At 39.4% G+C, this 12,118-nt stretch carries 14 protein-coding genes; all 14 read left to right on the forward strand.

Annotated elements, in window-relative coordinates; all coding sequences use genetic code 11:
- The first annotated feature begins 77 nt into the window (after positions 1-77).
- The 14 genes from PGRAN_RS13365 (at position 78) to PGRAN_RS13420 (ending at position 12,069) form a co-directional block, all read left to right on the forward strand.
- Positions 78-251: a hypothetical protein gene (locus PGRAN_RS13365; protein ID WP_206537376.1), complete on the forward strand. Its 174-nt coding sequence runs from the start codon at positions 78-80 to the stop codon at positions 249-251.
- Positions 252-432: 181 nt separating this feature from the next.
- Positions 433-1,281 (forward strand): BglG family transcription antiterminator LicT, encoded by an 849-nt coding sequence (licT, locus tag PGRAN_RS13370; protein WP_036067787.1) that lies wholly within the window; start codon positions 433-435, stop codon positions 1,279-1,281.
- Between the two features lie 382 nt (positions 1,282-1,663).
- The gene (locus PGRAN_RS13375) at positions 1,664-2,380 is read left to right on the forward strand and encodes a glucosamine-6-phosphate deaminase (protein WP_036067788.1); all 717 of its coding nucleotides are present in this window, start codon (positions 1,664-1,666) and stop codon (positions 2,378-2,380) included.
- 79 nt (positions 2,381-2,459) lie between these two features.
- Positions 2,460-3,893, forward strand: a complete 1,434-nt coding sequence (locus tag PGRAN_RS13380; RefSeq protein ID WP_036067789.1) for a 6-phospho-beta-glucosidase — start codon at positions 2,460-2,462, stop codon at positions 3,891-3,893.
- Between the two features lie 166 nt (positions 3,894-4,059).
- Positions 4,060-4,503 carry a hypothetical protein gene (locus PGRAN_RS13385; protein ID WP_036067790.1) on the forward strand — a complete coding sequence of 148 codons (444 nt, stop codon included), beginning with the start codon at positions 4,060-4,062 and terminating at the stop codon, positions 4,501-4,503.
- A 53-nt stretch (positions 4,504-4,556) separates the two neighbouring features.
- The gene (locus PGRAN_RS17360) at positions 4,557-5,018 is read left to right on the forward strand and encodes an ATP-binding cassette domain-containing protein (protein ID WP_173399973.1); all 462 of its coding nucleotides are present in this window, start codon (positions 4,557-4,559) and stop codon (positions 5,016-5,018) included.
- Positions 4,978-5,565, forward strand: a complete 588-nt coding sequence (locus tag PGRAN_RS17365) for a hypothetical protein (RefSeq protein ID WP_173399974.1) — start codon at positions 4,978-4,980, stop codon at positions 5,563-5,565. The genes PGRAN_RS17360 and PGRAN_RS17365 overlap by 41 nt, the downstream gene beginning before the upstream one ends.
- Complete coding sequence (locus PGRAN_RS17370; RefSeq protein WP_173399975.1) at positions 5,540-5,977, forward strand: hypothetical protein; 438 nt, start codon at positions 5,540-5,542, stop codon at positions 5,975-5,977. The genes PGRAN_RS17365 and PGRAN_RS17370 overlap by 26 nt, the downstream gene beginning before the upstream one ends.
- A 257-nt stretch (positions 5,978-6,234) precedes the next feature.
- On the forward strand, positions 6,235-8,013 hold the full coding sequence (locus tag PGRAN_RS13395) for an ATP-binding cassette domain-containing protein (RefSeq protein WP_036067791.1): 1,779 nt from the start codon (positions 6,235-6,237) through the stop codon (positions 8,011-8,013).
- Positions 7,994-8,401, forward strand: a complete 408-nt coding sequence (locus tag PGRAN_RS13400; RefSeq protein ID WP_036067793.1) for a hypothetical protein — start codon at positions 7,994-7,996, stop codon at positions 8,399-8,401. Before PGRAN_RS13395 ends, PGRAN_RS13400 begins: the two co-directional genes overlap by 20 nt.
- 129 nt (positions 8,402-8,530) lie before the next feature.
- Positions 8,531-9,991 carry a glycoside hydrolase family 1 protein gene (locus PGRAN_RS13405; protein WP_036067794.1) on the forward strand — a complete coding sequence of 487 codons (1,461 nt, stop codon included), beginning with the start codon at positions 8,531-8,533 and terminating at the stop codon, positions 9,989-9,991.
- A gap of 108 nt (positions 9,992-10,099) precedes the next feature.
- A complete protein-coding gene (locus PGRAN_RS13410; RefSeq protein WP_036067795.1) occupies positions 10,100-10,624 on the forward strand; it encodes a TetR/AcrR family transcriptional regulator in 525 nt (174 codons plus the stop codon).
- A 54-nt stretch (positions 10,625-10,678) separates the two neighbouring features.
- Entirely contained in the window at positions 10,679-11,095 is a 417-nt protein-coding gene (locus PGRAN_RS13415; protein ID WP_036067796.1) for a MarR family winged helix-turn-helix transcriptional regulator, read from the forward strand.
- Between the two features lie 14 nt (positions 11,096-11,109).
- Complete coding sequence (locus PGRAN_RS13420; RefSeq protein WP_036067798.1) at positions 11,110-12,069, forward strand: ring-cleaving dioxygenase; 960 nt, start codon at positions 11,110-11,112, stop codon at positions 12,067-12,069.
- Positions 12,070-12,118: the final 49 nt, after the last annotated feature.

Raw genomic sequence — 12,118 nt, forward strand, 5'->3', positions numbered from 1 at the left:
TCGCAGGGTTATAGGTTTGGACGTCGTATGAGGATGAGCCGGATAATTTTGTCGGATTGCAAGATTATTTGGAGGATGTGGCGGTTCGGGAACACTTTGAGGAACTATTGGAAAACCCGAAAAAATGGTTGCGAATTGGGCGGATTATTCGGAAAGAGGACGCTGTGAAATGCGTTGCTATGGAAGAGATTGTAAGCAAATCAATGATGGAATTGGCGTATTTATACAGCAAGACGGAAAGCTTCGAATAAATTTGAAAAATCTCGTTGACAGCGCTTTCGATAAGGTGCTATACTTAGCCTTAAGATAAGGATTGTTACTGATTCGATCAGGCATTACCAACGTCGACGGGGGGAGCACGTATTTTTTTTTGTATGTGTGAGCGCGTGCGGTATTGGTATTTTTTTCGTCCATGAAAGCGAGGAGGCTTCTATGAAGATTATTAAAGCGATTAATAATAATGTTGCTCTAGCGATGAATGAGCAGGGACATGAGCTTGTTATCATGGGCAAGGGTGTTGGATTCCAGAAGAAGATGGATGATATTATTGATGATGCGGTGATTGAGAAGGTTTTTGTTTTGGAGACAGAGGAATTGTCTGAGAAATTGATGGATTTACTTGGCGAGATTCCGGCGATTCATTTGGAGATTGCGGATGAGATTGTGAATTATGCGAAGGAAACCTTTGATGCGAAAATCAGTGACAATGTGTATTTGACGCTTACAGATCATATTAGTTTTGCAATTGCGCGCTATGAGAAGGATATGGTGATTCGCAATGTGATGCTGTGGGAAATCAAGAAGTTTTACAAGGATGAGTTTAGGATTGGGCTTAAGGCGCTTGAGATTATTAAGGATCGGCTGGACATTCAGCTTGGTGAGGATGAGGCGGGATTTATTGCGCTTCATATTGTGAATGCGCGGACGGATGGCCTGGCGATGAAGACTACGGTTGATATGACGCAACTGGTGCAGGATGTGCTGAACATTGTGACGTATCACTTCAATGTAGTGTTGGATGAGTCGTCGCTGAATTATACGCGTTTTGTGACTCATTTACAGTATTTTGCACAGCGGTTATTGAGGAATGAGATTGTGGATTCGGGCGATGATTTTCTGTATGATCAGGTGCAGGTGAAGTATCCAGAAAGCTTTGCGTGCACTGGGAAAATTGACGCGTATTTGCAAAAGGCGCACCATGCGACGCTTACGAAGGACGAACGGGTGTATTTGACGCTCCATATTCACCGGGTGACGGAGCGAAATCGAGCAATTGAATAAAGATGACGATCGAGCGATGGATTGTTACTGGTACGACCAGGCATAACCTAGATTGATGATGAGAACGAGCCACATTTGTGTCCCGTGATTGTTGTTGGTTTGGGTTTTGTTGAGGTTCTTAAGAAGCGTACTATGCTGAATTAGAACCTCAATATGCATAGGAGCGAAGCGAGTATGTAAACCATCAGCGGTTCTTAAGATACCAAGCCCTGATCAGTTGCCAAAACAACTAAAGAAGCAGAATACCAGAAGAACCTCAATATGCATAGGAGCGAAGCGAGTATGTAAACCCTCGCGTTTAGCTTTTCATTTGCTCTGTAATGCATTACAGGATGTAAGATAGAATTAAGATCAGTTTATAAACAAAAAGGAGGACATAATTTTGAAATTTATTATTACAGATTCTTATGAAGAAATGAGTACGGTTGCAGGGCAGCATCTATTGGGTTATATGTATCAGGATCGCCGTGTCAATATGTCGATTACGGCTGGGAATACGCCACTTCGCATGTATGAGCAACTTGTTCCGCAGGTGAAGGGAAAATCTTATTTTGATAATGTTCACTATTACAATTTCGATGAGATTCCGCTCAAAGGAACTGGTGAGCCTGGTGTGACGATTAGTAATTTGGCGAAGTCGTTTTTTACGCCAGCGGGGATTCCGGCTAAGCAGATTCATGCGCTGGATGAAACGAATTATGAGACGCATGATGCGAGGTTGAAAGCGGACGGCGGGCTTGATGTGATCTTGCTTGGTATTGGCGCGGATGGCCATTTTTGTGGGAATTTGCCAGATACGACGGACGTTCATGATGAGACAGTTGCGGTTCCGACGACGCCTGAAATGAAAGAGATTTTGATTGGCGAGGTTGGCGGAGATGCATCGAAGGTTCCTGATTTTTATGTGACAATGGGGCCAAAAGCGGTGATGCAGGCGAAGAATATTATCATGTTTGCGAATGGGAAGCATAAAGCGGAGATCGTGAAAAAAGCCTTTTTTGGTGAAATTACGAAAGATGTGCCGTCTTCCATTTTACAATTGCATCCGTCGATTACGGTTATTTTGGATAGGGACGCAGCATCGTTGTGTCCGTTGTGATGCACTATTCATCGATTTAGAATTTCATTGTGCTTTTCGTAATTAACTAATTTTGAATAGAGAAGGAGAGAAAAATATTATGACAAAATCACCATTTCCAGAAGGATTTTTATGGGGCGGCGCTGTTGCTGCCAATCAATGTGAGGGCGCGTATTTAGAGGATGGTAAGGGCTTGTCGCCTGTCGATGTCTTACCGGCAGTTGAGGGAGGGCGTTGGGATGCGGTTATGAATCCGACGAAAGCGCTGGAAACGAAATATGATTATTATCCGAGTCATGAGTCGATCGATTTTTATCATCGTTATAAAGAGGATATTGCGTTGTTTGCGGAAATGGGATTCAAGTCGTTCCGTTTGTCTATTAGTTGGCCACGTATTTTCCCAAATGGCGATGATGCGACTCCGAACGAAGCGGGTCTTGAGTTTTATGATCGTGTGTTTGACGAGTGTGCGAAATATGGCATCGAGCCTGTTGTGACGATTAATCATTTTGATACACCGGTGGAACTTTTCAAGAAGTATGGTGGTTGGAAGAATCGCAAGTGTATCGATTTTTACATGAATTTCTGTGAGGTTATTTTTAATCGTTATAAAGGAAAAGTGAAGTATTGGATGACGTTTAATGAGATTAATATGATTTTGCATCTGCCGTTTTTCGGTGGTGGTATGGATGTGAATGGGGAAGCGAATCCGGAAGAGGCGAAGTATCAAGCGGCGCATCATCAGTTGGTGGCTTCTGCGATGGCGACGAAATTGGCGCATGAGATTGATCCGGAAAATCAGGTTGGTTGTATGTTGGCGGCAGGTTCGACGTATGCGTTCTCCTGTGATCCGAAAGATGTTTGGAAAGCGATGCAAGCTGATCGTGAGGGTTATTTCTTCATTGATGTGCAAGCGCGCGGCTACTATCCGAGTTATAGCAAGCGTTTCTTCAAGGAGCACAACATTAACTTAGTGATGGAAGACGGCGATTTGGACGTTCTGAAAAATCATACGGTGGACTACGTGGCGTTTAGTTATTATTCTTCTCGTCTGACAAGTGCGGATCCTGAAGTGATGAAAGAGACCGAGGGCAACGTTTTTGCGACATTGCGTAATCCGAATTTGGAAGCGAGCGAGTGGGGTTGGCAAATCGATCCACTTGGTCTGCGTATTACGATGAATGCGATTTACGATCGTTATCAAAAACCACTTTTCGTCGTGGAAAATGGTCTTGGTGCAGTGGATACGGTGGAGGCTGATGGCTCGATTAATGATGATTACCGGATTGATTACATGCGGGAGCACGTGCGCGAAATGGGCGAAGCGATTGAGGACGGTGTCGATTTGATTGGCTATACGCCGTGGGGTTGTATTGACCTTGTCAGCGCTGGCTCTGGCGAGATGAAGAAGCGTTACGGTTTCATCTACGTTGACCGCGATAATGAAGGTAAAGGTACGCTTGACCGTTCTAAGAAGAAATCGTTCCATTGGTATAAAAAAGTGATTGAGAGTAATGGTAGTGATTTAGTTTAATAAGGTTTGAAAAGGAGCATCCTGTCTTAGATAGGGTGCTTTTTGTGTAGAATTTAGTTGATACATGTAAAAAAGAAGTATTATCCAAAATTATGTTGCATTAACCAATTCATTGTGTTACGATTTTCACATATGGGTGGAGAGCGAGAATACAGGGGGAGTTAATTTGAAGAAGACGAAAGTAACATGGATAGTAATACTTGCAGTTGCTAGCTTGATTGTTGCAGTAGCATCTTTGGCAGTTTCGACTGTACAAGCTAGGTATACTGTTCGGGGAGTAGACGCTAGCTACCAGTGGAGTAATACGTATCAAGTGAACCAGAGTGCCTCAGCCATTGAAACTAAAAAACATTGGACCAGTGGTAAAGTATACTATGGGGTGAATCAAAAATCTGGAACGGTAAAAACAAAGTACAGTATATATTATAAGAAAAATAACGGTAAATATATACTCGAATATGATAATGGATATACTTCGAAAAACAATACTTACTATGGAGAGTTTTTCGCACACTCTACAAATGGAAAAGACAAATATTCGTACAAACTGATGAAAAATTCTAATAAAAATGTGAAATCTCAAATGCTCATAGATTTATTCGTACTTTAAGAGCATCAGCAGAGCTTTTCATTCATCTAATTGAAAAAAGAGGGACAATAAAATTGCATATAATTCAAAATGGTATATACATATTAAGTGGGAAAAATGGAGCAGGGAAAACTACATTAGCAAAGGATATATTAGCAGCTAACAAAGGTATATGCAGCATGATGAAACAAGATGATAATCAAATATTAGAACAAGAAACAGTTTTAACTAATATCACAATGAATGTGCTCTCAGAAGAATGGGTTATTAGTTTTTTGAAAAATAATAAGTTGGACTATCTACTCACTAAAAAAAGTAAGTATTTAAGTGGTGGCGAAAAAAGATTAGTGAATTTATTGAGGGTTATTTTATCGGAACAAGAAGTTCTTATTCTTGATGAACCATCCAACGATTTAGATATAGATATTTTTGAAAAGTTAAAGCAAATTATTCATCAAGTAGCACAGAGGAAAAAGATACTACTAATAACACACGATGACAGATTTACAGAATATCAAAAAAAAGTTAACTATTGAAAATGGAGAGGTTTACGATGAAGCAAAGCAGCCTATTAGTAGGGAATTTTACTTCGATAAAACGAATGAGAAAAAGCGAGAAATTAAATTAAAACCAAGAAAAACCTATTTTCTGTATGTGTTTTATCTTTTATGTACAATTTTATTTGCTGCTTGCTTAGGAGTCTTGTTGATGATAAATAATGAGGACGAAAAGCCAACTAGCAAGAAGGGGACGTATCGGTTAGCGGCATTGTATAGCAGTAATGCTTCTTTATATAATGATAATGAGTCTATTAATACGTTACTTGTGCAATCGGCAACTAAATTTAACAAGAGTAAATTTTTTAATGAAGAAAAGCGTATAAATGAAGATGAGTATTTAGAGCAGGCGATAGCATTGAAGAATAGTACGTACAAAAACTTATTTTATTTGGAGTTATATGATCCAAGCTCTAAGGAATTTATGGATATTAAGGAGCTAATGATAGACGAGTTACGGCGTTATTTGAAACTTGGTGAGGATACGGAATTAATTATAGATGATGGGGCTTATTTTAAAAAATAACAAAAATCCATCTCTGTATGTACCGGATAATTTAATGTTGACGGAGGACTTTCTAGTTAAAGCAGAAAAATTGGATTATCATATTAAGCATAATAAATCGCTGGTAAAGAATCAAATAGAGACGGAATTTAGTCCGATTTTATATTCGAAAGTTCTATCTAAAATTAATCAAGATAATGTATTACTGACAGAGGCCCAAGTGGAGTTAAAGAAAGACGATTCCTTTTATGATTTTTTAGCAGCAAATAAATTGTATGCACAAAAAATACTGATTAAAGGCTATGAGCCAGAAATATTGAATGCAGAAGTCAACCAATACAGTAGCTCTCTGACGCTAATAAAAAAAAGTACTGCTCTTTATATGTTTGCTTTTAGCCGTGCTATTAATTTTATTGTATATATACGAGGCTAACTATAAAAATAGCTATAGTACTTTAGTTTTTTATGGATACGATGAAAAAGAATTAGTGAATTTCAGAAAAAAGCGTATATGATTGCTAATTTCAAACTATTTTCTATCATTGTTTTAGTAATCGAAATATTGGTTATGTGGATATTAACGCACTCGTTCCTTATCACCAGCATTGTAGGTGTTACGACAATATTTTCTATCATCACTTATGTAATAATCCCTAAAACTTTAAAAAATAGCATTAGAAAGGTGATTTTATGAATAATACAGAGGCATTTAGCATTTTTTCAATAAAAACTCCCGGGATGTATGTAATTGTTGGGAATAACGGTAGCGGGAAAACCACCTTTATTGAAAATGAACTAAAAAATAAGCAATCTCAACAACTGGACATTGCTTATTTTGGACAAAAAAATTGGAAATACAAAACAACAGTGCGAAAATTTTTAGAGTTTCCTGAAATAAATCCTCAATTAGTAAAGAAATACTGTGAGCTTTTTTCTATCGATGCACACTATTTGGACAAAGATATCCAAGCGTTAAGTGGCGGCGAGTTTGTTAAGGTAGAATTGGTCCGTACTTTATCGCTCAACACTGCCATTATTATTTTAGATGAGCCAACCAATAGCTTAGATAATCGCTCAACGGAAATTTTGTCTAATGTGCTATGTGAGTTATCAAAGACTAAGGTCATTTTTTTAATTAGTCATGACAAGCGATTAGAACATTTGTCTGATAAAATGATTTTGATTGAAGAAGGGCAAGTAGAGGTTTCGTCAGCGATTGAACTAGAGGAACCACGTTTGGAAGCGATAAAAAAGAAGTTTGTATTAAATCGGAAAATCTTTCTGTACTTAATTAAATCCAAATTTAATATACTGATGTTATCATTTATTCTTGTGCTAACGAGTCTGCTGACAATTATCGTTTCAAATACTATATTATATTCGGTTCCTATGGATGCAGAGCTGGAAAGTGATTATTATTTTGAAATGTTGGATATTGGAGAAAATTATTCTAGATATTTTGATACAGTAATGACAGGTAGTGAAGCAGAGGAGAAGTTTCAAACTCTAAACTATCTTTCAGTGAATGAGTTAAGGGAGTTAAATAACAAAAGATATATCAATCAAATTTATGTGGTAGATCAAGGTTATATAAACGAACTAACTTTGGATAACTCTAAACTTGAATTACTAGCACTTCCAGAAATAATAACAAGCTCGCCTAATTACGAAACCACATTTCCTGTTTCAAAAAAAGCGTTAATTAAAGGACGTTTGCCTAAAGATAACGAAAAGGAGATTGCGCTATCATTCGCGCAATTAGAGAAATTTTTCGACTACGATTCTAATAAAAAATCAGTTATAGGAGAACAGGTAGCAATAAGCGATGTCCCGCATGAAGTTGTGGGAATTGTTAGTTCCCCCGTAGCTGCGATTTCTTATTCTGATCAAATACAGTGCTATGGAGTAGCAAGGGTAGTGGATAAAAATATAGAGCAATTAAATAAAATGTTGGCTACTCTGAAAGAACAAGGATACGAAGAGCCCTATTTTTCAAAAATATTTATAGAAACAAACACAAAAAAATCACTAGAGCTGCTGGATTATTTAGAAATCCATGGTCCAAGTTATCAATATGCATCCAATTATGTTGATCAGGTCATTCAATTATCATTCTACAAAGAAAAATTAACACTGATAATCTCGATCTCGGTGATTTTGTCAGCCATAATATCAGCGCTAATTGTAGCTTTTGGACAAAGATCTTTTAATTTAGTTAATGGTTTCTTAAATGATATGTCTAATTTGAACTTTAAACCAAGAAAGAATAAGAGGTTACTTTATTTTATTTTGATGATAAATTATATGATAAGTGTGCCTATGTGTTTGGTGTGGAATCAACTCATTATCGGTAGTACAGCTGGATTCATTATGTTACTCCCTACGATGGTCATTACATTAGTGATGTTCATAGCAGCGTTATTTTTGATGAATTATAGGGATAAAAATAATGATTTTAGAAATTTATAAAAGTTGGATAATCGTTCTGGTATTACATGAGTGCGTTCACCTATTTTTTATTACGCTTTTTAGGGGGGAGATTGATAAAGTTGTCATTGGAAACTTATTCTTTTTCAACATAAAAAAGGTCGCTATTTCTCCGATCATTGTTAATTGTTCTGTCTCATTTGAAGAGGGGAAGAATTGGAATCTATTCAAGAAAACACTTGTTATAATGATGCCGGCAGTTGTTAATATTATAATGGGTATGTTGGTGGGCTATGATCTTATATTTGTAAAGATATTTAGTATTTTTATTGGTATAAGTTCGATACTTCCAATTCCTTATTTACAAACTGATGGTTATCTTATGTTTAAAGAAGTGCAGCAAGTTTTTCGCGCTAAGAAGCTAAAATGATGCGAATTCTACTATAAGCCGGACTGCAAAAAATTATTTTGTAGTGCGGCTCATTTTATGCTTGCTCTGTAATGCATTACATGCTGTATACTAAAAATGTAAACAAGATTGAGAGGAGCGAATAAACAAATGGCAGAGATCAAAAAGCAATTTCCAGAAGGATTTTTATGGGGTGGCGCAACGGCTGCGAATCAGGTTGAGGGCGGCTTTGATTTAGATGGAAAAGGTCTTTCTACGGCGGATATGGTGAGATTTGTTCCGAAAGAGGAGCGCGGCAATGGGCATGCGCTAGACGTGACTTCGGCTGAGATTGAAGAAATTTTGGCGGGGAAATCGAAGGCTCGTTTTCCGAAGCGTGACGGTGTCGATTTTTATCACCGTTATAAAGAGGATATCGCGTTGTTTGCGGAAATGGGATTCAAGACGTTTCGTTTGTCGTTTAACTGGGCGCGGATTTTCCCGAATGGTGATGATTTAACGCCGAATGAGGCTGGGTTGAAATTTTATGATAATGTGATTGATGAGTTGGTGAAGTATGGGATTGAGCCGCTCGTGACGTTGTCGCATTATGAGACGCCGCTCGGTTTGACGCAGAAATATAATGGTTGGGCGAGCCGCGAGGTTATCGATCATTATGTGCGTTATGCGGAAACGGTGATGACGCGTTACAAGGATAAAGTGAAGTACTGGCTGACTTTCAATGAGATTAATATCATCGCGATTAGTCCGTATACTGGTGGTGGCGTGGTTGTTGATCGTGTGGAGAACCCGCTGGAAGTTTCTTATCAAGCCGCGCATCACCAGTTTGTCGCGAGTTCGAAAGTTGTGAAACTGGGTCATGAGATCAATCCTGATTTCGAGATTGGTTGTATGTTAGCGCGGATGGAGACGTATCCTGCGACGAATAATCCAGACGATATCCTACTTGCGCAACATCAAAATCAGATGAACCTGTTCTTTACGGACGTCCAAGTTGGCGGTTACTATCCTGGTTTTATTAAACGCTACTTTGCAGAAAATAACATCACAATCAAAATGGAGAACGGTGATTTGGAGCTTTTGAAAGATTATCCAGTCGACTACTTATCGTTTAGTTATTACATGACGCTTTCCGTTTCGGCAGATCCAAACCGAGATCAAACGGGTGGGAATTTCATGGGCGGCGTGAAAAATGAATACTTGGAGAGCTCTGATTGGGGCTGGCAAATTGATCCTAAGGGCTTGCGTGTGGCGTTGAACGGGTTATACGACCGTTACCAAGTACCTCTTTTCATTGTGGAAAATGGTTTAGGCGCGTATGATACGGTGGAAGCGGATGGTGCGATTCACGATCCGTATCGCATTGATTATTTGCGCCAACACATCGAACAGATGAAAGAAGCGATTGCAGACGGTGTAGACTTAATCGGTTACACAAGTTGGGGTCCAATCGATCTTATCAGCGCATCTACGAGTGAAATGTCCAAACGTTATGGTTTCATTTACGTTGATCAAGATGATGAAGGCAAAGGCACACTCGCAAGATCACGTAAAGATTCATTTTTCTGGTATAAAAAAGTGATTGATACGAATGGCGAAGATTTAGCATAAACTTAGAAAGAGACTGGTCGGTTTTGTGGCTGGTCTCTTTTTGCCTTGATTAACGGCGGCGTTTGCGTTACATTAAACGTATTAGCGTAACGGAAAGCGAGGTTCAGCATGAAGAGACAAGAACTAATCGATGCAGCAATACAGGTCATTCAGGAAGATGGTATTCATCAGCTAAGTTTAGCTAAAATCGCCGAAAAAGTCGGCATCACAAAACCTGCTATCTTCTATCACTTTAAAAATAAACAAGATTTGATGATGGCTTTGACGTATTTCACAGTCGGTGAGTACGAACAAACCATCGCTGAGGAATTCGAAAAAATACCTGAAGATGATGCTTTGCGCCATGTACACGCTTTTTTGAGAGGAAATTTGCGTCAACTAAACGATTCTGAGCTGATTAAGGTACACGCGGCTTCGATAGAGGTCCTGGTTTCAAATCAGGAGGCAACAGAGGTCTGGCGGGATGTTTATAACCGAGAATTAGAGAAGATGACACCAGAAATTGGTGCTTTACGTGCAGACTTGCTCAGTGTGGCGCTGGATGGCATGTGGTACGGAGCCATGTGCGGTGTGTGGGATGCAGGGCGCGCGGAAGCGGTTATACGCTACTTGGGACAGCTAGTACAGGAGTGAATAGTTGCTTTTTCTATAGTTTAGTACTAAACTAAATAGGAGGAGGCGATTCTTTTGGTGAGAAAAGAGCAACGACTAGGTGTACTGCTGTGGTTTCGACTGAGTAGATTTTATAACCGTAATATTAAATTGACTAATAAAAATCTTAAGGATGCAGGGCTTTCGATGGCCCAGTTTGACGTGATTGCGCAAATCGGCATAGAATCAGAGAGTACGCAACAAGCGCTAGCAGATCGGCTCGTAGTAACAAAAGGTAACATCGCTCAGCTACTGGCAAAGCTGGAAGAGCAGGGCTTGATTTGTAGACGTAAACAAGGTAAAGAAAAATACATTGCATTAACGGAAAGTGGGAAGGTCTGCTATTTGGAGAATGTGCCGGCACAAGAGGCATTTCAGCAAGAGCAGTTTGATAAATTGACGCGCGATGAGCAGAAGGTTTTACTCAGTTTGTTGAAAAAATTGGATGATTAGTGAGGAGTGGCGAGATGGAATTAAGAGGATTGCATCATATTTCGATTATTACGGAAAATGCACGGGCTAATTTTGATTTTTATACGAAGGTTTTGGGGTTGCGATTGGTGAAGAAAACAGTGAATCAGGATGATCCATATACCTACCATTTGTACTATGCGGATGAGATTGGGAATCCAGGGACAACGGTTACTTTTTTTGAAATCCCTAGGGCAAATCGGGGGAAGAAGGGCTATAATTCGATTGCGCGAATGGGACTAAGAGTACCGAATGATGCGGCTCTTGCTTACTGGGAAGAGCGTTTAACAATGTTTCACGTGAAACATGAGGGTGTTTATGAGCAGTTTGATCGGAAAGTTTTGGATTTTGAAGATGTGGATGGTTTAGCGATTCAACTCATGTCAGATCAGCGGGATAAGGGTGTAGCTGGCGGGAAACCGTGGTCAGAAAGTCCAGTCCCAGTGGAGTTTGCGATTCTGGGATTAGGACCAGTTTTATTTTCGACATTGAAAAAAGAGAAGACGGATCGTGTGTTGACGAAGGTTCTTGGCTTTGATCGGGTCGGTGCCTATGAAGATGATGAGCGTTTGGTGACCGTTTTTCAAGTTGGAGAAGGTGGGAATGGTGCTGAGGTGCAACTAGAAGCGAATTTTAAAGATCCGCATGCTGTGGAAGGGATCGGAAGTGTGCATCACGTGGCGTTTCGAGTAGCAGATGATGCGGAGTTGCAAGAATGGATTCAATACATTCAAGATTTAGGGTACCCAAATTCTGGTTTTGTGGATCGGCATTATTTCCATTCGTTCTATTTCAGGGAGGAAAACGGGATATTGATTGAGCTTGCGACAGATGGTCCAGGATTCCAAACGGATTTCGAGAAAGAGCATGGAACGTATGTGGAGTTACCACCAGATTTAGAGGGACGTCGGGCAGAAATTGAGGCGCATTTAACGGATCTTAATAGTGATGTATAATATTGGCAAAAAAAGCTGCCATCCATTATGATAGTAGTAACATAATAAT

This window comes from Listeria grandensis FSL F6-0971 (assembly GCF_000525835.1).
GTDB classification, from domain to species: Bacteria; Bacillota; Bacilli; order Lactobacillales; family Listeriaceae; genus Listeria_A; species Listeria_A grandensis.